Origin of the sequence: Azospirillum sp. B2RO_4, assembly GCF_051124815.1 — a bacterium.
In the GTDB taxonomy this organism is placed as follows: domain Bacteria; phylum Pseudomonadota; class Alphaproteobacteria; order Azospirillales; family Azospirillaceae; genus Azospirillum.
This window is the reverse complement of sequence record NZ_CP118485.1, coordinates 1,287,751-1,313,076: the sequence shown is the minus strand read 5'-3', so window position 1 is coordinate 1,313,076 and position 25,326 is coordinate 1,287,751. Positions and strand designations below refer to the sequence as shown.

Genomic DNA, 25,326 nt, shown 5'->3' with positions numbered 1-25,326 from the left:
CGGTTGTTGGAACCGGGGGTCGCGACAGGGCAATGTCTGTTGTGCGCCGCAATGGACGGCGCCAAAGCCAGAAAAACGGAGCCGAGCGCGTGCGCGACGAGATCGAGACCGGTGCTGAGACCGATGCAGAGGTCGCCTATCTGCAGGCTGGCACCCCCGCCTATCGCCGTGCCAGCCGCATCCTGTTCGTCGCCGGATTCTCCACCTTCGCCACGCTCTACTGCGTGCAGCCGCTGCTGCCGGAGTTCGTGCAGGAATTCGGGGTGACACCGGCCGAATCCAGCCTGTCGCTGTCGCTGACCACCGGCGTGCTGGCGGTGGCTTTGCTGGTGGCGGGCGCCATCTCCGACGGGATCGGGCGCAAGCCGGTGATGGTGGCGGCCTTGCTCGGCGCCGGCATCCTCGGGATCATCGGCGCGCTGATGCCCGACTGGCATGGCTTCCTGGCGGTGCGGGCGCTGGAGGGGCTGGCCCTGAGCGGCCTGCCGGCGGTCGCCATGGCCTACGTCTCCGAAGAAGTCGATCCGAAATCGGCCGGCGTCGCCATGGGGCTCTATATCGGCGGCACCGCCATCGGCGGCATGTCCGGCCGGGTGCTGACCGCCGTGGTTACCGATCTCGGCACCTGGAGGCTGGCGGTCGGGGTTGTCGGGGCGCTGGCGGTCGCGGCGGCCGTCACCGTCTGGCTCGCCCTGCCGCCGTCGCGCCATTTCGTCCGCCGTGCTGCCGGGCTGCCGGCGCTGGTGCGGGCGTGGCGCGGGCTGTTGACCGACCGGGCGCTGCTCGGGCTGTTCTCGCTCGGATTCCTGCTGATGGGCGGCTTCGTCACCGTCTTCAACTATATCGGCTTCCGCCTGAGCGAGCCGCCCTTCGAGCTGCGACCGGCCATCGTCGGCGCGATTTTCCTGGTCTACAGCTTCGGCGTCGTCAGCTCGCCGCTGTTCGGCGGCTGGTCGGGGCGCTTCGGATCGCACCGCACGCTGGCGGCGGCGGTGGCCCTGATGGTGGGCGGGCTGGCGCTGATGGAAATCGACAGCCTGTTCGCCATCGCCCCCGGCATCGCGCTGTTCACCTTCGCCTTCTTCGGCGCCCATTCCATCGTGTCGGCCTGGATCGGCCGGCGGGCGGCGGTGGCGCGCGGGCAGGCGTCCTCCATCTATCTGTTCTGCTATTATCTGGGATCCACGGTCGCCGGGACACTGGGCGGGCTGTTCTGGCACGGCTTCGGCTGGACCGGGGTCGCCGCCTTCGTCGGGCTGCTGATCCTGATCGCGGTGGGCGTGACGGCCGGACTGCAGCGCAGCCGCTGACGGCGCGGCGAACGGTCGCGCTTGTCCTTCGCCATATTGCGTTGCGCCCGGGCGCATATCAGGCTGGACGGGTTCGCTGGGCAGGAGTGCGCAGGGTGAGTGAGCTGACCGTCTATCTGGAGAACGATGCCCGCCGCCCGGAACTCCGCACCGCCGATCCGGCGCTGATGGCGGGTCATCTGGCCCATATCGGCATCCTGTACGAACGCTGGACCGCCGACACCCCCCTGCCCGCCTCCGCCGACGGCGACGCCGTGCACCGGGCCTATGCCGCGCCCATCGACCGGCTGAAGGCGGCCCGCCGTTTCTGCACCGTGGACGTGGTTCGCGTCACTCCCAAAACCGACGGTGTCGAGGCGCTGCGCGCGAAGTTCCTGTACGAACACACCCACGACGAGGACGAGGCGCGGTTCTTCGTGGAGGGTGCGGGCGCCTTCTACATCCATCTCGACCGCCGCGTCTTCCGCGTGCTGTGTGAGGCGGGGGACCTGCTGAGCATTCCCGCCGGTACGCCGCACTGGTTCGACATGGGGCCGCGGCCGCGCTTCACCACCATCCGCTTCTTCAGCCGCCCCGACGGCTGGGTGGCCACCCCGACCGGCGACACCATCGCCGCACGCTTCCCGCTTTTCGAAGCGGAGGCTGTGGAGGCGGCCTGAATCCGCCCCATTCCCGCCTCAAAAAATTCACTTGAATCACGGACGGAAAAGCGTAAATCAATCGGCACGACGCACCCGCACGTGCCTATGGCCCTCTGTGGTTATGCTACGACGTACCGCGTCCTTTTTGGCAGAACCGGCCATTCCAGTGGGCCGGTCCCGAGAGGGAGGTCAGTATGTACGCTGCCCACGGTGGGGCTGTGAGACGGTAGCCCTTTAGCCGGTAAACGACGCGCTGTTGCCTGGAGCTTCACAGCCCGGGGCCGCTGCTCGCACCGGCTATTTCCGTCTCCCCCTTTCCAAAATCCGATCAATCGCCGATTCCGCTGCGCCACCCGCGCCCCAGCCCTGTGCTGGCCGGCTCAAGGCGCGGCCGGGGATCGCCGTCTGCTCACCGGGCCGGCCAGCACGCCGCCGTCCGGGGATAGGAGTGCGCCATGGGTTTCCTGCGTTCCCGTTCCGCCGTCACCCCGCTGCGTCGCGTCGGCCTGAACGACAGCAGCGTCGTTTCGCTGTCCAGCGGCCGCCGCTCGACCGTTATCCAGGCTGTCGCCCTGCACCGCCCGGAAGAGCCGATGCACTGCATCCGCCCCGGCGTGCTGGCCGACACCGCCGGCAGCTTCCTGACGGCCTTCAACGGGGCGACCGACACCGTCGGCCGTGGCGGCGACGTGCTGTATGCCGTGAAGTGCAACCCGGAGCCGGCGGTTCTGCGCGCCCTGTGGGCCGGCGGCGTGCGCCATTTCGACGTCGCCTCGCCCGGTGAGATCCGCCTGATCCGCCAGATGTTCCCGGACGCCGTCCTGCATTACATGCACCCGGTCAAGGGCCGTCAGGCGATCCGCAACGCCTACCACCAGTATGGCGTCCGCGACTTCGTGCTCGACAGCCGGGAGGAACTGGACAAGATTCTGGCGGAGACCGACGGTGCCGCCGACCTCGGCCTCGTGGTCCGCCTCGCCCTGCCGAAGGGCAACGCCGTCTACGACCTGTCGGGCAAGTTCGGCGCCGCCATGGCCGACGCGGTGGAACTGCTTCGCGCCGCGCGCGCCGTGGCGCCCAAGGTCGGTCTGTCCTTCCATGTCGGCTCGCAGATGCTCGACCCGTCGGCCTATGAGCGCGCCATCGCGCTGGCCGGCCGCGTCATCGCGGAGAGCGGCGTCGCCATCGACGTGCTGGATGTCGGCGGCGGCTTCCCGGTGTCCTATCCGGGCGTCACCCCGCCGCCGCTCGGCGATTTCATGGCCGCCATCGCCCGCGGCATCGCCGCCATCGACCTGCCGGCGCACTGCCGCCTGTGGTGCGAGCCCGGCCGCGCGCTGGTTGCCCCCGGCGTTTCGCTGGTGGTGCAGGTGGTCAAGCGGCGTGGGAGCGAGCTGTTCATCAACGACGGCGTCTATGGCGCCCTGTCGGATGCCGGCGTGCCCGGCTTCCGCTTTCCGGCGCGGCTGATCCGCCCGTTCGAGGCGATGACCGACGCCGAGAGCGAAGCCTTCAGCTTCTACGGCCCGACCTGCGACAGCGCCGACAAGATGGCCGGCCCCTTCCACCTGCCGGCCGACGTGAAGGCCGGTGACTGGATCGAACTGGGCCAACTCGGCGCCTATGGCTCCTGCCTGCGCACCGCCTTCAACGGCTTCGATCAGGCTCGGGTCGTCGAGGTGTCGGACGCGCCGCTGCTCGCCACCCCCGGCTACCAGCTGCGCTCCTGCGCGGCCTGAAATCGAGACCGGTTTTCCGTGGATAAAGCGTAAAGACATCCGTAACATTCAGTGGCCCGGCGCGTCCCGTTTCCTCTTCTCCGAAGTGGGCGGGTGCGCCGGCGCATGTCGTTGGCCTAAACTACCTCGGGGAGACAAAAAATCATGGCCCTGGACACGAAGCTCTGCACGTTCACAGGCCGCATGGTCATCGTTGGATTCGGTTCGATCGGCCAGGGTGTCTTGCCGCTGCTTCTCCGTCACATCGACGGACTTACGGCCGACCGAATCACCATCGTCACCGCCGAGGAGCGCGGACGGGAGGAGGCGGAGCTTTACGGCGTCGCGTTCCACAACAACCCGCTCGACAACGACAATTTCTTCCAGGTTCTGAAGCCGCTTATCGACAAGGGCGATTTCCTGGTCAACCTGTCGGTCGACGTGTCGTCGATCGCGCTGATCGAATTCTGCCAGCGGGTCGGCGCCTTCTACACCGACACCTGCACCGAACCGTGGGCGGGCGGCTACACCGATTCCAGCCTGTCGCCGTCGCTGCGCTCGAACTATGCGCTGCGCGAATCGGCGCTGGCGCTGCGCAGCCGTTACGAGGGCGGCCCGACCGCGTTGATCACCCACGGGGCGAATCCGGGTCTGGTGTCGCATTTCGTCAAGCAGGCGCTGCTGAACATCGCCGCCGACACCGGGGTCGAGACCGGTGTCCCCACCGACCGCGACGGCTGGGGACGGCTGGCGCAGAAGCTGGGCATCAAGACCATTCATGTGGCGGAGCGCGACACCCAGGTGTCGAACCAGCCCAAGCAGATCGGCGAGTTCGTCAACACCTGGTCGATCGACGGCTTCGTCAGCGAAGGCTGCCAGCCGGCCGAACTCGGCTGGGGCACGCACGAGAAGGCGCTGCCGCCGGACGGCCGGCGTCACGAGTTCGGCTGCGATTCCGCCATCTATCTGATGCGGCCGGGCGCGGCCACCCGTGTGCGCACCTGGACCCCGCTGGAGGGGCCGTTCCACGGCTTCCTCATCACCCACAGCGAATCCATCTCGATCTCCGACTATTTCACCGTGCGCGAGGGCGACACCGTCGTCTACCGCCCGACCTGCCACTATGCCTATCACCCCTGCGACGATGCGGTGATGTCGCTGCACGAACTGGCCGGCAAGAACTTCAACATCCAGGCCGAACAGCGGCTGATGATGCACGAGATCACCGGCGGCATGGACGAGCTGGGCGTGCTGCTGATGGGCCATCCCAAGGGCGCCTACTGGTACGGCTCGCGCCTGGACATCGACACCGCGCGGTCGCTGGCGCCCTATAACAACGCCACCTCGCTGCAGGTGACCTCAACCGTGCTGGGCGGCATCGTCTGGGCGCTGGAGAACCCGAATCGGGGCGTGGTCGAACCGGACGAGGTCGACTTCCGCCGGGTGCTGGACATCGCCGATCCCTATCTCGGCGAGGTGGTCGGCGCCTATGGCGATTGGACGCCGCTGCAGGACCGCAATGTCCTGTTCCCCGAGGACATCGACGAGGATGACCCTTGGCAGTTCAAGAACTTCCGGGTTGTTTGAGAGAAATCGGATGAAGTGCCGCAGCCCCCGCCGCCCCTGCGGCGGTGCCGGCTGCGGCAGTGCTGCCACAGGGCGCGGGGCGACAGGGTGACATTGCCCGCCGAAAGGCCTTGAAACCGTTGACTTGGGCTTGCGCTTCCCCCAATCGTTCAGCCATGCCCAAGCACGTCTCCCGGCGCGCCCGCGCCAAAGCTCCGACCGCCGCCACCCTCATCATGCGCTCCGGCATCGTCGGGCTCATGGCGACTTGCGGGGTTGCCGTCGTGGATCTGGCCATTCCGGATTCGGCGAACGCCCAATCGCCCGCGACCCAGGCTCCGGGAACCAAGCCGGATGCCGCGGCCGCGCAGGGAAGCGCGAGCGGTACCGAGGCCAAGCAGGAACCGGTGCTGCTGACCGCCGATCAGGTCACCTTCGACGAGACGAACAGCGTCGTCACCGCCAGCGGCAATGTCGAGCTGGCGCAGGGCAAGCGCAGCGTGCGCGCCGACAAGATCACCTACAACCAGAAGACCAAGGTCGTCACCGCCACCGGGAACATCCGGCTGGTGGAGCCGTCGGGCGACATCGTTTTCGCCGATTATGCCGAGCTGACCGACGACCTGAAGGACGTGTTCATCGAGAACATCCGCGTCCTGATGACCGACAACGGCCGCATGGCCGGCAATGAGGGCGAGCGGCGCGAGGGCCGCCTGACGCGCGTCAACCGCGGCGTCTACAGCCCCTGCGACCTGTGCAAGGAAGACCCGACCCGTCCGCCCCTGTGGCAGATCCGCGCCGTGCGCATCGTTCACGACAACGAGGAGCACGAGGTCCGCTACAAGGACGCGACGATGGAGATCTTCGGGATCCCGGTCGCCTACACGCCCTATCTGTCGCACCCCGATCCGTCGGTGGACCGCAAGAGCGGCTTCCTGACGCCGTCCTTCGGCAACAATTCCAATCTCGGCGCGATCCTCAAGACCCATTACTACTGGGATATCGCGCCGGACCAGGACGCTACCTTCGACCTGCATTACTACTCGCAGCAGGGGCCGCTGCTCGGCGGCCAGTACCGCAAGCGGTTCGAGAGCGGGCGCCTTGAGCTGGAGGGCGCCATCACCCGCGGCGACGTCGCCAACACCACCATCGTGCCGAAGGAAACGCGCACCCGCGGCTATGTCGCGGCGCGCGGCCTGTTCGACATCGATGAGACGTGGCGGGCCGGCTTCGACGTCAAGCGGGCCAGCGACCCGACCTTCCTGCGCCGCTATTATGATTTCCGCGAAGACTACCTGACCAGCAAGGCCTATGTGGAGGGCTTCCGCGGCCGGAACTATGCCGCGATCACCGGCTACAGCTTCCAGGACATGCGGTACGGGAACACCATCCCCGAACCGGTCGCCCTGCCCTATGCGCAGTACAATGCGCTGGGCGAGCCGGGCAGCCTGCTGGGCGGCCGCTGGTCGTTCGATACCAGCCTGCTGGCGGTGTCCCGCTTCAAGAATGCCGGCCCGGACACGCAGCGCTTCGTGGCGCAGCCGGGGTGGGAACGCAACATCGTCTCGAACGCCGGCTTCGTCACCACCCTGTCGGGCAGCGTGCTGGTCGCCGGCTATACCGCGCAGCAGTTCAACACGGCCGACCCGACCAGCCGCGGGGCGGACAACATCAGCCGCTTCCGCTTCTTCCCGCAGGGACAGGCCACCGTCCGCTATCCCTTCGTCCGCTACGGCGAAAGCTCGTCCCAGCTGGTGGAGCCGATCGGCCAGCTGACCTTCGCGCCGAAGCTGCCGAACAACCGCGTCTTCCCGAACGAAGACAGCCTGGACGTCGAATTCGACGACGTGAACCTGCTGCAGCCCAACCGTTTCACCGGCATCGACCGGCTGGACGACGGCATGCGCTTCACCTACGGCCTGCGCACGGCGATCTACGGCAACACCCAGGGGTCGGCCAGCCTGTTCCTGGGCCAGAGCATCCGCCTGAGCGACAGCAGTGCCGGCTTCACCGGCGATTCCGGGCTGAAAGACCAGGTGTCCGACTATGTCGGCCGCCTGGACCTGCAGCCGGCCGACTGGCTGGATGTGAATTACGGCTTCCGCATCGACCACGAGACCTTCCGTCCGCGCCGCCATTCGCTGAACGCGACGGCCGGCGTGCCGCTGCTGCGGCTGTCGACCTCCTACACCTATGTCGACCAGACCACCGCGCGCAACGCCGTGACCCGCAACCGGGTGGAGCAGGCGTCCTTCGGAGCGTCGTCGCAGTTCACCGATTACTGGAGCCTGGGCGTCAGCCACACCCAGGCGATGGAGCCGCAGCCGGGTCCGCGGTCCAGCCTTGCCGTTCTGTCCTATTCCGACGAATGTCTGGTCTTCCAGACCATCGCGCGCCGCGATTACACCGTCAGCACGACCGGCGAGAAGGACGGCAACACCATCTTCTTCCGTCTGGTCTTCAAGAATGTCGGCGAGTTCAAGAGCCCCGGCATCAACGCCAGCTTCCTGGGCGGCAGTTCGGCCAACCAGTAAGGGCCGGTGGACGGGGAAAGTCGGCCGGAAAAGTCGTCAGGAAACAACGGCCAGGGGGTTGCATCCCTTGGCCGTTGCCGTTAGCCATTAACGCCCGACGAGACAGCCCGCCGCGACCGGAATCATGACCCTGGGACGTTACGACTACGAAAGACGCTATCGCAAACGCATGCGGGCCGGCGTGATCAAGTTCGTGCTGCTGGCGGCACTGGTGCTCGGCGTCGGGTTGTTTTCCTACCAGATGGGGATCGAGCAGTTGAAGGGCCGCGACGTCACCCTGCGGGAGGAAATCGCCACCCTGTCGCGCCAGAAGGCCGAGCTTGAACTGCTGGCCAGCCAGATGCAGCACGCCGCCCGCACCGCGGAGGCGCGGGTGGGCGAGCTGGAAGGCCGCCTGCAGCGGGAGGTGCCCACCGGCGATCTCGCCAAGCTGACGCAGCTGGTTTCCGAACGGCTGAAAGGCGGCCTGGACGCCAACCGCCTTGCCTTCGTCATCTCGCAGGCGCAGATTCCGCGCAACTGCCAGCCGACCGACACCAAGCGCTTCACGCTGACCACCCCTCTGCTGAAGGGTGGCACGCGCGGCGTGACTTTCGGCAACGGCACCGTGACCGTCACCGGCGAGGGGCAGTCGGCCCACAATGCGCAGGGCAATGCCGAAAGCTGGTTCGATCCGGGCCAGCCGGTGACCATCCGCATCACCGGAATCGGCGGCAAGGGAACCACCGTCAGCGGCGTGCTGCCGCTGCACCAGTCGCTGGTTGTCGACAACAGCGAATACCGCTTCACCATCGCCGCCGCCCAGCGCTCCTTCGTCGAGGTCACCGGCGACCGCTGCGCCTATCCCTGAGGCGGAACGGCGAACCCGCGCGGCGGCTCGCCGGCCGCGTGGATCTCCCACATCGTGGCATAGGCCGCCTCGATGGAGCGGGCGAAGCGGTCGGTGTCGAACAGCGGGGCGGTGGCCTGCGCCTGCTCCAGCCATAGCTTCAATGCCGCCAGTTCTGCGGGCTGCGTGGCCAGGCGCCGCGCCGTCGCTTCGTACGCATCCCAGTCCGCCACGGCCAGCTCCGGCAATCCGACGGCGTGCAACAGGCTGGCGGCCACCCGTCCGGCGAAGGAGCGGCCAAGGACCGTCAGCACCGGCAGCCCGGCCCAAAGGGCGTCGCTCGCCGTGGTGTGGGCCCCGACCGGGCTCGAGTCCAGGAACAGGTCGGCCAGCCGGTGGCGCGCCAGATGCGCCGGGCCGGGCAGGCGCGGGGCGAAGACCAGCCGTTCCGGCGCCACTCCCCGCTCCGCCGCCGCGCGCCGCAGGTTGACCGCGGCCTCAGCCGGCCCCTCCAGCAGCCACAGCACCGATCCCGGCACGCGCTCCAGAATCTGGCACCAGCGGCCGAACAGCTCGGGGCCGATCTTGTAGGATGCGTTGAAGGCGCAGAAGACCATCTCGTCGTCGGGAAGCCCGCACTCGGCGCGGGTCGGCACAGGGCCGATGGCGCGCTTGCGGTCGTTCGGCTGGTAGCTGTCGGGCAGATGGACGATACGCTCGCTGTAGAAGCGCTGGTGATCGGCCGGGGCCACCACCGGATCGGCGATGACATAGTCGATTGCCGGGCTGCCCAGCGTGCCCGGATAGCCCAGCCACTGCGCCTGTATCGGCGCCGGCCGATGGGCGGCGATGCCGGGGCGGGCGTTCTGGGTGTGGCCCTTGAGATCGACCAGGATGTCGATGCCGACCTCGTGAATCAGGCTGGCCGCGGCCTCGTCCGTCGCGGCGGACAGGTCGATGAAGCGGTCGAACCCGGCGACCAGCCGCCGGCGCAGCGGGCCTCCGTCGTCTGGACCATAGGAGCAGCCGACGATCTCGAAGCGGTTGCGGTCGTGCCGCTCGATCAGTTCGGCGATCAGAACCGCGGTCGCATGTTCGTGGAAGTCGGCGGAGAGATAGCCGATGCGTAGCTTCGGTCCGCGGTTCCTGCGGTTCGGAAAAGCGGGGCGGATGCCGCGCGTCTTCCAGGCGGCATATCGTTCGGCGCAGGCGCGCTCCATCGCCGGCCCCGCCCCTTCGCCGAGAAAGATCCAGGGATGGACCTGCTGCGTCCGCCCCTCCCGCACAAGCTCGACCAGCCTGCCGGACAGAGCGTTCAGCCCATCCCAGCGGCAGAGATGGCGACGCTGCTGCACCAGTTGGGCCAGAACCCCGCCGGCATCGGGCAGGCCGATGTGCAGCGCGCGCTCGAAGCCGACGATGCTCACCACGCCGTCTTCCACCGGGCCACCGCGCTGTCCGCGCTCCTTCAGCGTCAGGGCGAGGTTCGCCTGCCCCTCCGCCAGATCGGGTCGCAGGCAAAGGCAGGCACGGAAGCCGGCGGCGGCGCCGTCCAGGTCCCCGCGGTCGCGGTGGAGGGCGGCCAGGGCCAGCCGGGCCGGCACCAGGGTCGGATCGAGCGCAAGCGCCCGGCGCAGAACTGGTTCCGCCTCGTCCAGCCGTCCGAGTTCGCGCAGCAGGACGCCCTGGTTGCAGGGGGCGGGCGCGAACTGCGGCATCAGCCGGGCGGCCTCCCCATAGGCCGCCGCCGCTTCGGCCGGGCGGCCGAGCGCCTGCAGGGTCACGCCCCAATTGTAATGGTTGCCGCCGAAATCGGGCAGCCAGGCGAGCGCCATGCGGTGATGCGATTCCGCTTCCGCAAGACGGCCCTGGCGCCGCAGCGCCTCGCCGAGGTTGGAGCGGGCGACCGCCTCCTCCGGCGTGCCGGCCTGACCCAGCGTGTCGAGCGCCGAGAACAGGGCCGACAGCAGCGCGCCGTCGCCGGGCTTGCCGGCCAGACGGCGGCGCAAATCGGCGACGGCGGGGTGGCCGGACATGGGCGCGGAGGTCACTTGCGCTGCCACTGGCCCGCGGCGGTCATCACATACTGGCCGGCCGGAGTGCGTTCGATCAGCTGCTGGCCGGCCACCGCCTGGACCTTGTCCAGCGCCGTGCCGTTGCCCTTGGCGATCTCCTGATAGCGGGCGAGGCGCTGGGCGTTGACCTGCTGTGCCAGCGCCTGTGCGGAGGCCGGAGCGCCGGGTATGACGCCGACAAGCCCGTCGGGACGCTCGCCCAGTTGGCCGGCGGACTTGGCGGCGGCCAGCGCATCCTGCGCCAGGGCCAGCTGCGGCATGGCGGAAACCAGCAGTCCGGCGGCCAGCGCGGACAGGGCGAGCCGGTTGAAACGGCGGCGGCTGATGGGATCGGTCATCATCACTTCTTCCCCTTCGTGGAAGAGGTCGTGGAGTCGGTGGGCAGGCCGAACAGGGCGGGATCGTTGCGGATGGCGTCGTCGACATCGCGTTCCAGCTTGACCCGCACCTCCTGCTCGATCCGAACGTTCAGGTTGATCTCGATGGGCTTGTCGGGCGCTTCGATCTTCACCGTCGGGGCGCAGGCGGCAGCGGCGGCCGAAAGCAGCAGAGCAGCCGCAAAGCCGGAAGGTGGGAATTTCGTCAGCATAATGGCGGTCAGGGGTCCTTCTGGTCGAAGCCGGTCATCCGGTCCCGCAGCGTGTCGGGGATCCGGTAGACGTCGAGGTTCTGGCGCAGAATCCGGTCGAGCGCGCCGGACAGCTTAAGGTTAAGCGCAACCGGATAGCCATCGTAGAATGACGGGTTCGATCCGCGCAGCGAGAAGCCGGCACTGAGTTCGCCGCCGGCCTGCCCGTCGATGGTGATCCGCAGGGTGTCGTAATGGAAGTCGGTCAGCGCCCCCATCAGCATGGCGGTCGGGCTGCCCTCCTCCCCCTTCAAGGCCGGCGGCGGCTTGTCCGGGTCGTAGCGCAGGGTGCCGGGACCAGCCGATTCGAGCACGCCGCCGTCGATTGTCACCTTATCGCCGGCGAACACCACCGGCAGGGTGCCGGCCAGCTTGCCACTGGCCGCCAGCCCATCGACAGCGATCAGGTCCAGCAGCCTGGCGGCGTCGATCCGGTCGGCATGCAGGGTCACCCGCCCCTTGGGCTTCTCGGGCGAAAGCTCGAACGGATCGGCCCGCAGAAGGCCGCCGGCCCAGATCCACTCCGCCCGGTCCACATCCAGCCGCCCGTCGCGGCCATAGCCGAACAGCAGCGTGCCGTCGGTCAGCGGAATGCCGACGTCCAGCAAGCCGATGGACAGCTTCTGCCCGTCCGGGATCACCGGCGGCGACAGGCTGGACAAGGCGATGGTGCCGCTGACCCCGGCGACGGTCACCTGGCCGGCGGCACCGGCGAGCCCCTTCACCACCGCCTGTCCGGCCGTGGTCATGCCTTTCGGCGTCAAAGCGACCGTCGCTTTGCCCGACAGGGTGCCCGACGCCTTTTCCAGGAAGGTCGCGGCGAGCGGCGAGACGGCGGCGAGACCGGGGCCATCGGCGGCAAGGCGGAACGGCTTCGCCACCGCCTGCAGTTTGCCGGCGCCCGCGGTCTGGTCATAGCTGCCGTCGAGTGTGACGGTGAGAAGGCCGTTCGCGCCCTTGGCGGTGCCGTCGATCGCCCATGGCCCCTGCCCTGCCTGCACCGCCTGCACCGTGACGGCCAGCGGCACGACGGGTGCCGGCTTGGCGGTATTGGTAAGTTGCCCAATCCGAGCATCAGCGCGCCGGCCGTCTCCGTCCAGCGCCAGCCGCAGTACGACCTTGTCGGCGCGCTGTCCGCTGGCTGGCGCATCGAGACGCGGCGTCTGCAGCTCCGCCGTGACCGCCATGGCATCGGGCAACCAGCGCAGGAGCGGAGTATCCCCCACCGGACACAGCGTCGCCCCCTGCGGCAGGCCGAGCGGCTGCCCGGCGACCGTGAGCCGTTCCACCTTGGCCGGCAGGCAGCCGGCGGGGGCGACGGTTACCGCGCCACCGTTCATCCCGATCACCAGCGCGCCGGCCAGCGTCACGCGTCCCGACATCGGCAGGTCGAGCGCCGGGGCTGCCGCCTCCAGCGGGCCGCTGTCGACGGCGAACTCCAGCCGCAGGCCGCGCCAGCCGTCGGCGATGCGCAGGTTGGTGACGGTCACCGCCGCCCCGGTGAAGCCGGCATCGTGCAAGGTCTGCGTCGCCGTGCCGCCGATCAGCGCCGGACCGGCCAGGATCGCACCGCCCAGCCCGACCACGGCCAGCGTCACCGTGACCGCCACCGTGCCCGCTATCGCCCGTCCCAGCCTCAAGCTCCTGTCCCTTCCCGAAAATTCCGTCATGACCGGCATGCCATGTCCCATGCCATGTCCATGTTCGGATGAACACCCGGACGAGTGGCAGTCATCCGTGACTTTTGGCGGAGACTTTCGGCGGATCGCCATCCCCGCCAGCGCGGCTTTGCATTCCCGCGCTTTTCCCCTATGGTCCGGGACGCGGATTTCGGCTCATCGGAGTGTTTCACATGAAGAGGTGGACCCGCGCGTTGCTGGCGGCCCTGTTCGCCACAATCTTCACTGTCTCGTTCTTTACAGTTTCTCAAGGGGAGGCGAAGGCCTTGGATCCGGAAAACACCATTTACCTCGACCTGAAGGACGGTCGCGTGGTGATCGAACTGCGGCCCGACCTGGCGCCGAACCACGTCGCCCGCATCAAGGAGCTGACCCGCCAGGGCTTCTATGACGGCGTCGTCTTCCACCGCGTCATCGACGGCTTCATGGCCCAGACCGGCGACCCGACCGGCACCGGCATGGGCGGCTCCGGCAAGAAGCTGAAGGCCGAGTTCTCCAGTGCTCCGCACATCCGCGGCACCCTGTCGATGGCCCGCGCCAATGATCCGGACAGCGCCGACAGCCAGTTCTTCATCTGCTTCGCCCCGGCCCAGTTCCTGGACCGCCAGTACACCGTCTGGGGCCGCGTGGTCGAGGGCATGGAATTCGTCGACATGATCAAGAAGGGCAGCCAGTCCCGCAACGGGCAGGTCACCGACCCGGACAAGATCATCAAGATGCAGGTCGCGGCCGACGTGAAGTAACGTCGCCTCTGCAGCCGTTATGCGAAAAGGGGACCGGTGCGCCGGTCCCCTTTTTCTTGGTGCCGGTTTCTCTCCGTCACCCGCCGGCCAGCGCGTTGGTCATGGCGCGCAGCAAGTCCTTCATCGACTGCGGCCGGTCCTGCCAGCGCATCGCCAGCCCGGACAGCAGCACCTTCTCGAATCCAGGGGCCAGCGCCACGCCCAGTTCGGACGGCTTCGGCACCTTGTCGTTCATGAAACGGGCGGTTGCGTCCGGTGGGGTACGGCCGGTCAGCGCCAGATAGATCGTGGCGCAGAGCGCATAGACGTCCGACCACGGACCCTGCCGCCCTTCGTTGGAATATTGCTCCGGCGGGGCGTAGCCGGGCTTGAGGATCACGGTCAGGCCGGCACCCGGACGGGCGGTCTGCCTTGCGGCGCCGAAATCCAGCAGCTTGCGGTCGCCGCCGTTGGTCAGGAAGATGTTGTCGGGGCTGATGTCGCGGTGGATCAGTCCCTGCTCGTGGATGGCCTGCAGCGCCTTGGCGATCGGCATCACCACCGACAACGTCCGCTTCACGTCGATCCGGCCGCCGCAATCGGCCAGATATTTCTTCATGGTGCGGCCTTCCAGCAGCTCCATGACCAGATAGGCGGTGGCGTTCTCTTCGAAGAAATCCTGGATGCCGACGATCTCGCGCACGTCGCGCAGGCGGGCGAGCGTCCGCGCCTCCTCCAGGAACTTGGAGAGACCGGCGGCGAAGGTCTCCGCATGCTCGTCGGAGAAGGGAGAAACGGCGGCGGCGTTGGGGACGCGGGAGATCAGGTTGGATGGATAGTATTCCTTGATCGCCACCTTCACCTGCAGCCGATCGTCCCATCCCAGATAGGTGGCGCCGAACCCACCCTGCCCCAGCACGCGCCCGGCGCGGTAGCGGCCATGCAGCAGCGTTCCCGGCACCAGATGCACGCCCGGCCGGTTGTCCGATTTGGTCGGAAAGCCGCAGGCGCCGCAGGTCTCCGACCGCCCTTTCGCCGAATAGCAGCTTGGGCATAGCCCCGCCATGTCGTCGGTCATCGCAGGAGCGGCGCCGGCCGTACCCCGTTGCTGGCTGGCCGGGTGAAGAATGGTCTCGGCGCTGCGAACCGCCCTGGACGGTGGAGGCGGCGCTTCCACGGTGGCCGGCGGAGCGGGAGGCAGAGCGGGAGGCGGGGCCGGCGCGGTCGCCATCTGGCGCAGCCGATCCAGCAGTTCCAACAGCCTTCGCACCTCCGCCTGGGCGACCTCGCTTTCTGGCTGGGCGAGTTCCGCCTGGAACTGCGGCTGCCGGACGATTTCAAGGATGTGCTGGCGCATCAGCGGCAGGGCGCCGTCCTCCCGAATCAGGCCGGAACAGGCGACCTCCGCCAGCCGGACGGTGCGGCGGCGCAGGACCGGTTCCACCTGCTTCAGGCGAACGGCAAGCTGCCCGGTCTTCACGAAATCGTCGACCGCGCGTTCGGCGCGTGCGGCGATCCGCTCGCAGGCATCGGCCGGCAGCGGTGCGGAGCGGATGGCAGCCAGCGCGCGGGTGAATGCGCGTTCCAGCAGGGCCGTATCCGGCGTCTGCACCAGCATGTTCTCGATCAGCAGCTCGTTGCAGACCGCGGCATCGAGGGACGCGAGGATCTCATCGGCATGGCGCTCGGCGGCCGGCACGGCGGCGATCCGCGTCAGGTAATGGATGCGGCAGATCAGGTCCGACTGCCCTTCGCCCATCCCGATGATGGAGCGGCGATACGCGCTGGCCCCACCCTGCTCCAGCCGGCGCGAATAGCGGACGGTCAGCGCATCGGCCATCGCCGCGCCGCCGACCAGCCCGTCGCGGGTCAACAGATGCCCGACCAGCGTCTTCAGCATCTCCGCCTCCTGGTCGAAGGCGCCACGGCCCAGCGGCTGGGGTGCCTTCAACTGACGGCGGATGCGGTCCAGCACCGCGGCCTTCGCATGGGGCAGCTTGCCCTGGCGGAACAGGGCGTTCAGCACGCCGATGCGGTTCGGACCAAAGGCTTCCATTCCAATGCGGCCGAACAGCATGTCGCAGAGGGTGGACAGCAGCGTTCCGGGCAGCAGGTTGGTTCCGAACAGGTCCGCCCCGGCGGCGGCGGATGCCAGCACATCGCCGATCACCCCGTCGACCGCCGCGGCCAGCCGTTCGTCCCGATCCCACTGGAGCAGTTCGAGCAGGCGATCCAGCTTGCCGCTCCAACTCTTGATCTCCAACAGTTCGAGGGCGATGGCGACACGCTGGTCATACTCCGCATCGCCGGTGGGGGTCTTGGCCCCCTGGGAGAGCAGCCAGTCCACCGGCTTGCGGCCACGCGGCATGGCGGCGAAGGCGGCCTGGGCGGCGCGCGCCTTGGCCCAGCTTTCGTCCACCGCAGTACGGATCGCACGCTTGCGCGTCTGCTGCTCCTGTCCCGGCGCACGGGCCTGGGCCGCCGCGACCTTGCTCAGCGCCGCTTCGATCAGCGTCCCCTGTTCCAGACAGGCCTTCAGCGGCTTGGCGAGGTGGATCAGTTCCGTCGGGGTCAGGAACAGCGGGTCCAGATATGACCGCAGCACCACGCCGATCACCAGCCGCGCCGGCAGCGCATGGTAGTCCGGCAACGAGTCGCACGGCTCCACCTCGTCGAGCGTGGCCATGGCCGACAACGGAGTCGGCATCGCGCGGCTGAGTTGGGGAGTGGACACTCCGGGCCTTTCCTGGACGTGACGGATTGCACAGCCGGGCTGCAACACCGGCGCCACTTCCGCGTTGTCGATACAACCGGCATTCCGCAACCGCCGGGGAGCGGCGCCGAGCGGGCATCGTCGCGCAACGAGGGTAAATGACGAGTGTACGATACCCACATTTTTCGACAAAAACAGATGAACTGTGTCAGCGTCGGGACAGCCGGTGCCTTGCCGGCAGCGACCGTTTCCTTCGTCCTTCGCATGTGCGATAAAACTTGGAACGCCGACGATGGGAGAAACGCATGATCCGGACGGGCACCATCATCGCGTTGCGGCACGGGCCGATGACGCTCACCGCGGCCCCGCAATGCGGCGGATCGCTGGCGAGCTGGAGCCTGTCCACCCCCGATGGCCCGGTCGATCTGTTCCGGCAAGCGTCCGACCGCGCGCTGGCCGGTAATTTCGCCCCCGACATGGCCTGTTTCCCGCTGGTCCCCTTTTCCAACCGCATCGGCGGCGGCCGGTTCGTCTTCCAGGGCCGGGAGGTCTTGCTCGCCACCGATCCCGGATCGCCCCACCGGATCCATGGCCATGGCTGGTCATCCCCCTGGAGCGTGGAGGCCGTCACCGGCGACGCCCTGCGCATGGGCTTCGCCCACCAGGCCGACGACTGGCCCTGGAGCTATCGCGCGGCGCAGACGGTGGCGTTGGACGGGGAAGGACTGTCCATCACGCTCGACCTCGTCAACGACTCGGACAGCGACATGCCGGCCGGCTTGGGTCTGCACCCCTATCTGGTCAGGTCGCCGGGCAGCCGCGTGACCGCCGGCGTCCAAACCGTCTGGGAGAATGACGACACCATCCTGCCCTTCCGGAATCGCCCGGTGCCCGCCGCTTGGGACTTCCGCCATGGCGTGACCATGGACCATGTGGCGTTGGACAACGGCTTCACCGGGTGGAACGGCTCCGCGACGCTGGACCGCCCGCGCGAGGGGCTGCGCTTGACCATGCTGGCCGACGGGCCGGCCGAACATCTGATCGTCTACGCCCCGCCCGGCGAACCCTATCTGTGCCTGGAGCCGGTCACCCACATGACGGATGCGCTGAACCGTCCGCAGGAGCCCGGCGCCGGCGTCATCGCCCTGCCACCGGGGGAGCGGCTGTCGCTGACCGTCCGCTTCCTGGTATCACGACCCTAGAGTGCCGCCCTTCGAACCGAGTTCCCGAGCGAGGTTGATGAAGGCTTTGAACGCGGCCGATGGGTTTCGCCGTCCGGGATAGTAAAGGCAGAGTTCGGAACGCGGTGGCGTCCAGTCATCGAGCACGCGAACGAGACGCCCCGCCTCTATGTCGGCCCGCACGTCCGGTTCCATGAAGAAGCCGAGGCCTGCGCCTTCGAGGACGGCGATTCGCGCAAGACTGGCCTCGTCCAGAGTGATCTGTCCGTTTACGTCAATCTGTGCCGACTGCCCGTCCTTCTCGAACTGCCACCGGAACAGGGCTCCGTTGGGCAGGCGGACGCGAATGCAGGGGTGATCGAGCAGATCGGGCGGCAGGCGCGGCTGCGCGTGCGTCGCGAAGTAGGCCGGCGCCCCGACAACCGCATAGCGCTGCGGCCGGCCCAGCGGAACCGCGATCATGTCACTTGGTACGAGGTCGGCGGCACGGACACCAAGGTCGAACCCCTCGGCAACGATATCAACCAGTCGCCCTTCGGTGACGAGGTCGACATGAACCTGACGATGACGGCGCAGGAATTCGAGCACCAGCGGCGAGAGGAGTTCGCGCGCCGCTGTTGCGAAGGCATTGATGCGAAGCGTGCCTGACGGAGTGATCTGCTGCGACCGCACTGCTTCCAGAGCACCGTGGATATCCTGCAATGCCGGACCAACCTGCTCGACGAAAACCCGCCCGGCATCAGTCAGCGAGACACTCCGCGTCGTCCGGTTGAACAGGCGGACGCCGAGGCCCGCTTCGAGCTTTCCGATGGCGTTGCTGAGGGCGGTCGTCGACATACCCAGATCGAGCGCCGCCGCGCGAAAGGTGCCCCGACGCGCAATGGCGATGACCGCATCCAGATCGTTCAGTTCAGCCTCGCGCATTGTCCCGCCAATCGAAATACCTCATCCAGTTTTATCCCGATTATCGAAACATATGTCCAAACCTAATTTGGGAAGGGCGAATAAACATCTAACGGAAGGAATGGCGATGACTCTCCCTTCACCGGTCTTGACCTACATCGATGCAGACGGCAGGAACGACAGCGAGGCGGTGATCGATGCCTTCGCGCCCGCTGCCGCCGTCAGGGATGAAGGTCAAACCCACGTTGGCCGTGAAGCGATCGGGACGTGGTGGCAGACTGCAAAGGCCAAGTACCACCATGTGATCGAACCGCTCGAATCGACGGAAGACGGCCAGATCACCAGAGTTCTCATGACTGTGGCCGGACAATTCCCCGGCAGTCCAGCCCGGTTGGTCTTTGCGTTCCGGGTCGAGGGCGGCCGTATTGCCGGCCTGGAGATCACCCCATGAGCCCCTTCATCAATCTGGATGGAAAGCGAGCGCTCGTTACGTCGGGCACGCGCGGCGCGGGTGCGGCCACCGTCGCGCTGTTTCGCGAACTTGGCGCCCGTGTGCTGACGGCGGCACGCTCGCGCCCGGAGGGGGTTGCCGGGCATATGTTCGTCTCCGCAGACCTGACGACCGCGGAGGGGTGCGCCAGGCTTGCCGCGGCCGTACGCGACCGCTTGGGTGGGATCGACGTCATCGTTCACATGCTGGGCGGATCCTCCGCCCCTGCAGGCGGCTTTGCTGCGCTGAACGACGAAGTCTGGAGCAACGAACTCGACCTGAACCTGATGCCCGCCATCCGGCTCGACCGCGAGCTTGTGCCGGCGATGGTGGCGCAGGGCCATGGCGTGGTCATTCACGTAACCTCGATACAGCGCGAGTTGCCCTTGCCGCAGTCGACGACAGCCTATGCCGCTGCGAAGGCAGCGCTCTCGACCTATAGCAAGAGCCTGTCGAAGGAGGTCTCACCCAGGGGCGTGCGCGTGGTGCGCGTTTCGCCCGGCTGGATCGAGACCGAGGCGGCCGTACGTTTGGCCGAGCGGCTCGCGAAAGAAGCCGGTACCGACTATGAAGGCGGCAAGCGGATCATCATGGACTCGCTCGGCGGTATTCCCATCGGCGGGCCGTCGAAGCCGGAAGACGTCGCCAGCCTGATAGCGTTCCTCGCCTCCGACCGTGCCAGAACCATAACCGGCACCGAATACGTCATCGACGGCGGCACCGTACCGACCGTGTGACGCGCGAACGACGATACAGGCGGTTCCGAGTCTTGCCGGTCCTCTCTCGGCAGGTCCCCTATCAGCGGCAGCGGACGAATTCCGCCGCGAAGCTGGCCGGCGGTTCCATCCGCAGGATCAGCCGGTCGAAACGCGGCGAATCGGCCGGCAGAAGCCGCAGGGTCGCCAGCGGTGCCGTCCCCCCGGCCTGTGCCCCCTCCGTCGGTGCGGTCGGCAGAAGCGCCACTCCCTGCACCGGGTCGCCGTCGGCCGCCAGTGTGCCATCCAGCGGGAACAACTGCAGCCGCGGCTCCACGGCGTGGAGGCTGCGGTCCGTTCCGATGTCGAGATAGGAGCTTCGGCAATCGTCGATGGCGGTGCGATCGCCCGGATCGGCCTTGGCCCAGCGGCCGGCCAGCGTCGACAGCGAGACCTTGCGGCTGATCGGCGGCACCGGCGTCTGTGGTGCGGCGAAGCGGCGGGCCGCGGCGCCAGTAACCGACAGCGGCAGATCGCCGACCGGCCGGGACCGGGCCTGCCGCTCCGCCTCCAGCGCCGCCGTGCGCTTGCGGACGACGCGCAGCAGGCAATCCGCGCGGGCTTTCGCCGACTTCGCGTCGGCCAGATCGGCCGCGGTCACCGGGCAGGACTCGTCCCGCCGCGCCCGCCAGACGGTCTGGCTGTCCTCGATCGCCGCACGGCCGCTGTCGTCGGTGGTGGCGCCAAGGGCCGCCAGCGCCGCATCCATCGCCGCACCGGCCGCCGCCAGCTTCGCATCGCGGCACATCAACTGTGCGGTCGGCGACTCCGCCGGATCACAGCCGGGCGCTGCCGCCTCGGAGGATTCGGCCTCCGGCTGGGGAGTGTCCGCCGGCGCCGAAAGCGCCGGGACTGCGGTCAGGACTGCAAGCAGGGAGCCGGCAGCCAGGAAACCGCCAACCAGGGACAGGGCGCGCATCGCAGGAAACCTTGGATGAGGAAACGGAACGTCACGAAGCGGGAAAGGCCTCCAGCACGGACTTGACCTGACGCTGGAAATCCTGGTCGGTGCGATAGCGCGTCACGACCGACTTGTCACGCTCCACGAAAAACAGCATGTCGTCGCGGCTGGGCAGCATGCGCGGATTCGGCTTATCCAGCAACTCACCGTTCCAGTCGATCCGCGCCATGAAATAGACTGCACGGGCGAACAGCATGAACAGCTTGTTGTCCGGTGCCAGCTTCTCCCGCCGCAGCAGCGCATAGTAGTAATAGTTGCGGCCATGGAAATAGTTGGTGTGGATCGCCTGCAGCGCCGCAAACCGTTCGTCCGGACTGTTGACCTTCTTGATCTGCTTTTCCAGGCGGAATCCGGCGAAGAAATATTCCCGCGCTTCATGCTCGAAGGAAAAGGCGCTGCCTTTGATCAGGGCCATCTGCTCGCCGTAGCGCTTCAGCGCGCGGGTCATCAGAAGTTCGAGGAACCGCCGCTCCACCGCAAAAGTGTCGGGGATGTTCGGCAACATCTCGAACACATGGCGCAGGTGATAGGGATGGCGCACGACGACGACCGGAACCGACAGCTTCTTGCTCTTCGCCGGCACCCGCTTTTCCGCCACCAGCGTGACGGCCGGCGACAGCGACGCCATGGTGGCCTGGATCGTGTCGTGCAGCTTCCAGCGCAGCTTGGTGTCGGCCGACTGGCTGCCGAGATTCATGCGGGCGAAGAACCGCTTCACGCGGCTGCCGAAGGTTTCCTTCGGCAATTTGTGCGTCGGCAGGTTGGGGACGACCAGCGGATTGCCGAGGATGTCGGCCGACGGCGGCAGCGGCTTGAAATTGAAGTATTTTCCTGTGACGACCCCCCGTCCGGCGCCGCCGGGGCCGGCATCGCCCGCACCGCCCGAACCGCGGTTGCCGCCCATGAGTGAAGAAGCCGCCACCGCCACCATCCAGATGCGAATCCCCGCCGCAGCGATACGCCGATCGATTAGGATATAAAGGGTAACGCGAACGGAAGAAAGCCGCAGCGCGCGTCATCCGCAACTTCGTGACTTTTTCGCAACTGCGGTAGGATCGGTGCCGCGGCGCTCTGTCGGCTCGGATTCATCGGTGTTACCGTTGCACCGGCGACCCCGGACCTAACCGGGGCGCGAACATCATCGAACAGGCATGAGGCGGGGTTTTCCATGGCGATCCACGTCGCGCTGAACCATAAGACGATCTATCGCTACGACCGGCCGGTGTCGCTCGGCCCACAGATCATCCGGTTGCGGCCGGCGCCCCATTGCCGGACACCGATCCTCAGCTATTCCCTGAAGGTCACGCCGAAGCAGCATTTCCTGAACTGGCAGCAGGATCCGCAATCGAACTTCCAGGCCCGCTTCGTCTTTCCGGAAAAGACGCGCGAGTTCATCGTCGAGGTCGATCTGGTCGCCGAGATCGCCGCGATCAACCCCTTCGACTTCTTCCTGGAGGAGAAGGCGAGCCACATCCCCTTCGCCTACGAAGACTGGCTGCAGCGCGAACTGCGCCCGTACCTGGAGACGGAGGAGCCGGGACCGGAACTGGCGGCCTACCTGAAGGACATCCCGCGGGACAAGACACCGACCATCAACTTCCTGGTGGCGGTGAACCAGCGGCTGCAGCAGGAGATCGGCTATGTCATCCGGCTGGAGCCCGGCATCCAGAGCTGCGAGGAGACGCTGACCAAGCGCACCGGCTCCTGCCGCGATTCGGCATGGCTGCTGGTGCAGATCCTGCGTCACCTCGGGCTGGCCACCCGCTTCGTCTCCGGCTACCTGATCCAGCTGACCGCCGATCAGAAGGCGCTGGACGGCCCGTCGGGTCCGGAGAGCGACTTCACCGACCTGCATGCCTGGGTGGAGGTGTTCCTGCCCGGTGCCGGCTGGGTCGGGCTTGACCCCACCTCCGGCCTGCTGGCGGGCGAGGGTCACATCCCGCTGGCCTGCACGCCCGACGCGTCGTCCGCCGCCCCCATTTCCGGCCTCGTCGACGAGGCGGAGGTCGAATTCGGCCACGAGATGTCGGTCACCCGCATCTATGAGGCGCCACGCGTCACCAAGCCCTACACCCCGCAGCAATGGGCTGCCATCGAAGCGCTGGGCCACCGGGTGGACGAGGACCTGAAGGCCGAGGATGTCCGCCTGACCATGGGCGGCGAGCCGACCTTCGTCTCCATCGACGACATGGATGGCGCCGAGTGGAACACCACCGCGCTCGGTCCGCAGAAGCGCAAGATGGCCGCCGACCTGATCCACCGGCTGATGGCCCGCTTCGCCCCCGGCGGTCTGCTGCATTTCGGCCAGGGCAAATGGTATCCCGGCGAATCGCTGCCGCGCTGGGCGATGACGCTCTACTGGCGCCGCGACGGCGAGGCGCTGTGGGCGAACAGCGACCTGCTGGCGCGCGAGGACACCGATTACGGCCACACCGCCCAGGATGCCGGCGTGTTCCTGATGGCGCTGGCAAAAAGGCTGGGCCTCGACCCGAACCTAGTGCTCGGCGCCTATGAGGACCCCTGGCACTACCTGCGCAAGGAGTCGCAGCTTCCGATCAACGTCGATCCGCTGAACAGCAGGCTGGACGACAAGGAGGAGCGGGAGCGTCTGACCCGCGTCTTCACCCGCGGTCTGGCGGAGCCGGTGGGCTTCGTCCTGCCGATCAATCGGCGCATGACCCAGCAGGGCCCGGTGTGGCTGTCCAGCACTTGGCCGCTGCGCCAGGAGAAGCTGCTGCTGATCCCCGGCGACAGTCCGGTCGGCTACCGCCTGCCGTTGGGCTCGCTGCCCTGGGTGTCGAAATCCGACTATCCCTATGGCTGGGAGACCGACCCGTTCGAGGATCGCGGCCCGCTTCCCCCTCATCCGGTGCAACGCCGGCAGGAAATTCGCGGTGCCGTTCAGGAATCCGACCGCGGCGTCCACACCGACAAGAGGATCGCCCAGCGCCAGCGCATCATGGCCGAGATCCGCGACGAACTGCCGGAGGAAGGCAAGTCCGCCTGGTGGGTGGTGCGCACCGCCCTGAGCTGCGAGGCGCGCAACGGCCGCCTGCACCTGTTCATGCCGCCGATGAGCACGCTGGAAGACTATTTGGCCATGCTGGCGGAGATCGAGGCGACGGCGGTCGAACTGGAGATGCCGGTCGTCATCGAGGGCTATCAGCCGCCGAAGGACCCGCGCCTGAATTCCATGGCCGTCACCCCCGACCCCGGCGTGATCGAGGTGAACATCCACCCGGCACACAGCTGGGACGATCTGGTGCGCAACACCATCGCCCTGTACGAGGATGCGCGCCAAAGCCGCCTGGGGGCGGAGAAGTTCATGATCGACGGGCGCCATTGCGGCACCGGCGGCGGCAACCATGTGGTGATGGGCGGCGCCACCGCGGCCGACAGCCCCTTCCTGCGCCGCCCCGACCTGCTGCGCAGCCTGATCACTTACTGGCAGAACCACCCTGCCCTGTCCTACGTCTTCTCCGGCCTGTTCATCGGCCCGACCAGCCAGGCTCCGCGTGTGGACGAGGCGCGCGACGACCAGCTCTATGAGCTGGAGATCGCCTTCAACCAGATCGATCAGGCGGCGGCGAGCGGCAACTGCCCGCCCTGGCTGGTCGACCGTGTGCTGCGCAACCTGCTGGTCGACGTGCAGGGCAACACCCACCGGGCGGAGTTCTGCATCGACAAGCTCTATTCGCCGGACAGCTCCACCGGCCGCCTCGGTCTCGTCGAGTTCCGCGCCTTCGAGATGCCGCCGCATGCGGAGATGAGCCTGACCCAACAGCTTCTGATGCGGGCGCTGGTCGCGCGCTTCTGGAAACACCCTTACAAGGGCAAGCTGGTGCGCTGGGGAACGGATCTGCACGACCGCTTCATGCTTCCGCACTTCGTCCAGCAGGACATGGCCGACGTGCTGCAGGATCTGCGAGACCACGGCTATCCGCTGGAGGAGGGCTGGTTCGCGCCGCACTTCAATTTCCGCTTCCCGGTTTACGGCCATGTCAGCCAGCGCGGCATCACCATGGAACTGCGCATGGCGCTGGAGCCCTGGCACGTCCTGGGCGAGGAGCCGGGCGGCGGCGGCACGGTGCGCTATGTCGACAGCTCGGTGGAGCGGGTACAGGTCCGTGTCTCCGGCCTGATCGACGCCCGCCACGTCATCACCTGCAACGGCCGGCGCGTGCCGCTGATCCCGACCGGGGTGGAGGGCGAGTTCGTGGGCGGCGTGCGCTATCGCGCGTGGCAACCGCCGTCCTGCCTGCATCCGACGATCCCCGTCCACACCCCGCTGATCTTCGACATCCTCGACAGCTGGGCCGGCCGGTCGATCGGCGGCTGCACCTATCACGTCATGCATCCGGGCGGCCGCAACTACGAGACCTTCCCGGTCAACGCCAACGAGGCGGAGGGCCGACGTCTGGCCCGCTTCTTCCCCTTCGGCCACACCCCCGGCCCGATGGACGTCCCGGCGGAGGAGCGCAACCCGCAATTCCCGATGACCCTGGATCTGCGGCGGGGGTGAAGCCTGTCGACCATGGTGATGAACACCCTCTCCCGCCTCTCGCACAAACTCCGTTTGTGCTGACGGCGTCAGGCGGATCGATGATCCGCCGAGAGCCCC

The 25,326-nt window shown here is 67.6% G+C and carries 19 protein-coding genes; 11 read left to right on the top strand and 8 right to left on the bottom strand.

All coding sequences use genetic code 11. The annotated features are described in order from the left end of the window. Positions 1 to 89: 89 nt before the first annotated feature. The 6 genes from PWS46_RS06210 (at position 90) to PWS46_RS06185 (ending at position 8,619) form a co-directional block, all read left to right on the top strand. Complete coding sequence (locus PWS46_RS06210) at positions 90 to 1,310, top strand: MFS transporter (RefSeq protein ID WP_434619481.1); 1,221 nt, start codon at positions 90 to 92, stop codon at positions 1,308 to 1,310. A 95-nt stretch (positions 1,311 to 1,405) separates the two neighbouring features. After that, on the top strand, positions 1,406 to 1,969 hold the full coding sequence (locus PWS46_RS06205; RefSeq protein ID WP_434619478.1) for a 1,2-dihydroxy-3-keto-5-methylthiopentene dioxygenase: 564 nt from the start codon (positions 1,406 to 1,408) through the stop codon (positions 1,967 to 1,969). Positions 1,970 to 2,406: 437 nt separating this feature from the next. Further along, on the top strand, positions 2,407 to 3,690 hold the full coding sequence (locus PWS46_RS06200) for a type III PLP-dependent enzyme (protein WP_434619475.1): 1,284 nt from the start codon (positions 2,407 to 2,409) through the stop codon (positions 3,688 to 3,690). A 144-nt stretch (positions 3,691 to 3,834) separates the two neighbouring features. Next, positions 3,835 to 5,256 (top strand): homospermidine synthase, encoded by a 1,422-nt coding sequence (locus PWS46_RS06195; protein WP_434619472.1) that lies wholly within the window; start codon positions 3,835 to 3,837, stop codon positions 5,254 to 5,256. 155 nt (positions 5,257 to 5,411) lie between these two features. Further along, a complete protein-coding gene (locus tag PWS46_RS06190) occupies positions 5,412 to 7,769 on the top strand; it encodes an LPS-assembly protein LptD (RefSeq protein ID WP_434619469.1) in 2,358 nt (785 codons plus the stop codon). Between the two features lie 124 nt (positions 7,770 to 7,893). Beyond that, positions 7,894 to 8,619: a hypothetical protein gene (locus PWS46_RS06185; protein ID WP_295834879.1), complete on the top strand. Its 726-nt coding sequence runs from the start codon at positions 7,894 to 7,896 to the stop codon at positions 8,617 to 8,619. Here PWS46_RS06185 and PWS46_RS06180 read toward each other — a convergent pair. The 4 genes from PWS46_RS06180 to PWS46_RS06165 are packed head-to-tail and all read right to left on the bottom strand — an operon-like array spanning position 8,610 to position 12,941. Continuing rightward, a complete protein-coding gene (locus PWS46_RS06180) occupies positions 8,610 to 10,634 on the bottom strand; it encodes a tetratricopeptide repeat protein (protein WP_434619466.1) in 2,025 nt (674 codons plus the stop codon). The genes PWS46_RS06185 and PWS46_RS06180 overlap by 10 nt on opposite strands. 11 nt (positions 10,635 to 10,645) lie before the next feature. Then, complete coding sequence (locus PWS46_RS06175; RefSeq protein WP_434619463.1) at positions 10,646 to 11,014, bottom strand: YdbL family protein; 369 nt, start codon at positions 11,012 to 11,014, stop codon at positions 10,646 to 10,648. Further along, positions 11,014 to 11,262: a YnbE family lipoprotein gene (locus PWS46_RS06170; protein WP_434619460.1), complete on the bottom strand. Its 249-nt coding sequence runs from the start codon at positions 11,260 to 11,262 to the stop codon at positions 11,014 to 11,016. The genes PWS46_RS06175 and PWS46_RS06170 overlap by 1 nt, the downstream gene beginning before the upstream one ends. An 8-nt stretch (positions 11,263 to 11,270) precedes the next feature. Continuing rightward, positions 11,271 to 12,941 carry an intermembrane phospholipid transport protein YdbH family protein gene (locus PWS46_RS06165; RefSeq protein WP_434619457.1) on the bottom strand — a complete coding sequence of 557 codons (1,671 nt, stop codon included), beginning with the start codon at positions 12,939 to 12,941 and terminating at the stop codon, positions 11,271 to 11,273. A gap of 212 nt (positions 12,942 to 13,153) precedes the next feature. On the opposite strand from PWS46_RS06165, the gene PWS46_RS06160 reads away from it, so the two are divergent. Continuing rightward, entirely contained in the window at positions 13,154 to 13,723 is a 570-nt protein-coding gene (locus PWS46_RS06160) for a peptidylprolyl isomerase (RefSeq protein ID WP_295834884.1), read from the top strand. Between the two features lie 76 nt (positions 13,724 to 13,799). Here PWS46_RS06160 and PWS46_RS06155 read toward each other — a convergent pair whose 3' ends face one another. Next, positions 13,800 to 16,436: a serine/threonine-protein kinase gene (locus PWS46_RS06155; RefSeq protein WP_434619453.1), complete on the bottom strand. Its 2,637-nt coding sequence runs from the start codon at positions 16,434 to 16,436 to the stop codon at positions 13,800 to 13,802. 284 nt (positions 16,437 to 16,720) lie between these two features. Here PWS46_RS06155 and PWS46_RS06150 point away from each other — a divergent pair, with 284 nt between their 5' ends. Further along, a complete protein-coding gene (locus PWS46_RS06150) occupies positions 16,721 to 17,617 on the top strand; it encodes an aldose 1-epimerase (RefSeq protein ID WP_434619450.1) in 897 nt (298 codons plus the stop codon). Here the strand turns inward: PWS46_RS06150 and PWS46_RS06145 are convergent. Further along, on the bottom strand, positions 17,606 to 18,520 hold the full coding sequence (locus PWS46_RS06145; protein ID WP_434619447.1) for a LysR substrate-binding domain-containing protein: 915 nt from the start codon (positions 18,518 to 18,520) through the stop codon (positions 17,606 to 17,608). The two genes, PWS46_RS06150 and PWS46_RS06145, sit on opposite strands and share 12 nt — an antisense overlap. A 100-nt stretch (positions 18,521 to 18,620) precedes the next feature. On the opposite strand from PWS46_RS06145, the gene PWS46_RS06140 reads away from it, so the two are divergent. Together PWS46_RS06140 and PWS46_RS06135 are read left to right on the top strand one after the other, a co-directional pair. Continuing rightward, complete coding sequence (locus tag PWS46_RS06140) at positions 18,621 to 18,950, top strand: nuclear transport factor 2 family protein (RefSeq protein ID WP_434619444.1); 330 nt, start codon at positions 18,621 to 18,623, stop codon at positions 18,948 to 18,950. Beyond that, positions 18,947 to 19,726 carry an SDR family oxidoreductase gene (locus PWS46_RS06135; RefSeq protein WP_434619441.1) on the top strand — a complete coding sequence of 260 codons (780 nt, stop codon included), beginning with the start codon at positions 18,947 to 18,949 and terminating at the stop codon, positions 19,724 to 19,726. Before PWS46_RS06140 ends, PWS46_RS06135 begins: the two co-directional genes overlap by 4 nt. Positions 19,727 to 19,787: 61 nt before the next feature. On the opposite strand, the gene PWS46_RS06130 is transcribed toward PWS46_RS06135, so the two are convergent. Together PWS46_RS06130 and PWS46_RS06125 are read right to left on the bottom strand one after the other, a co-directional pair. Next, positions 19,788 to 20,663, bottom strand: coding sequence for a lysozyme inhibitor LprI family protein (locus PWS46_RS06130; protein ID WP_434619438.1), 876 nt, complete (start codon positions 20,661 to 20,663; stop codon positions 19,788 to 19,790). Positions 20,664 to 20,694: 31 nt separating this feature from the next. Further along, positions 20,695 to 21,636 carry a hypothetical protein gene (locus PWS46_RS06125; RefSeq protein ID WP_434619435.1) on the bottom strand — a complete coding sequence of 314 codons (942 nt, stop codon included), beginning with the start codon at positions 21,634 to 21,636 and terminating at the stop codon, positions 20,695 to 20,697. A 237-nt stretch (positions 21,637 to 21,873) separates the two neighbouring features. Here PWS46_RS06125 and PWS46_RS06120 point away from each other — a divergent pair, with 237 nt between their 5' ends. After that, positions 21,874 to 25,227, top strand: coding sequence for a DUF2126 domain-containing protein (locus PWS46_RS06120; protein WP_434619432.1), 3,354 nt, complete (start codon positions 21,874 to 21,876; stop codon positions 25,225 to 25,227). Positions 25,228 to 25,326: the final 99 nt, after the last annotated feature.

What these genes read in the sequence shown, in the direction of transcription:
- PWS46_RS06200 (WP_434619475.1), top strand. Translation starts at nt 2,407, where the DNA reads ATGGGTTTCCTGCGTTCCCGTTCCGCCGTCACCCCGCTGCGTCGCGTC.
- PWS46_RS06195 (WP_434619472.1), top strand. Translation starts at nt 3,835, where the DNA reads ATGGCCCTGGACACGAAGCTCTGCACGTTCACAGGCCGCATGGTCATC.
- PWS46_RS06190 (WP_434619469.1), top strand. Translation starts at nt 5,412, where the DNA reads ATGCCCAAGCACGTCTCCCGGCGCGCCCGCGCCAAAGCTCCGACCGCC.
- PWS46_RS06185 (WP_295834879.1), top strand. Translation starts at nt 7,894, where the DNA reads ATGACCCTGGGACGTTACGACTACGAAAGACGCTATCGCAAACGCATG.
- PWS46_RS06180 (WP_434619466.1), bottom strand. Translation starts at nt 10,634, where the DNA reads ATGTCCGGCCACCCCGCCGTCGCCGATTTGCGCCGCCGTCTGGCCGGC.
- PWS46_RS06175 (WP_434619463.1), bottom strand. Translation starts at nt 11,014, where the DNA reads ATGATGACCGATCCCATCAGCCGCCGCCGTTTCAACCGGCTCGCCCTG.
- PWS46_RS06170 (WP_434619460.1), bottom strand. Translation starts at nt 11,262, where the DNA reads ATGCTGACGAAATTCCCACCTTCCGGCTTTGCGGCTGCTCTGCTGCTT.
- PWS46_RS06160 (WP_295834884.1), top strand. Translation starts at nt 13,154, where the DNA reads ATGAAGAGGTGGACCCGCGCGTTGCTGGCGGCCCTGTTCGCCACAATC.
- PWS46_RS06150 (WP_434619450.1), top strand. Translation starts at nt 16,721, where the DNA reads ATGATCCGGACGGGCACCATCATCGCGTTGCGGCACGGGCCGATGACG.
- PWS46_RS06145 (WP_434619447.1), bottom strand. Translation starts at nt 18,520, where the DNA reads ATGCGCGAGGCTGAACTGAACGATCTGGATGCGGTCATCGCCATTGCG.
- PWS46_RS06140 (WP_434619444.1), top strand. Translation starts at nt 18,621, where the DNA reads ATGGCGATGACTCTCCCTTCACCGGTCTTGACCTACATCGATGCAGAC.
- PWS46_RS06135 (WP_434619441.1), top strand. Translation starts at nt 18,947, where the DNA reads ATGAGCCCCTTCATCAATCTGGATGGAAAGCGAGCGCTCGTTACGTCG.
- PWS46_RS06130 (WP_434619438.1), bottom strand. Translation starts at nt 20,663, where the DNA reads ATGCGCGCCCTGTCCCTGGTTGGCGGTTTCCTGGCTGCCGGCTCCCTG.
- PWS46_RS06125 (WP_434619435.1), bottom strand. Translation starts at nt 21,636, where the DNA reads ATGGTGGCGGTGGCGGCTTCTTCACTCATGGGCGGCAACCGCGGTTCG.
- PWS46_RS06120 (WP_434619432.1), top strand. Translation starts at nt 21,874, where the DNA reads ATGGCGATCCACGTCGCGCTGAACCATAAGACGATCTATCGCTACGAC.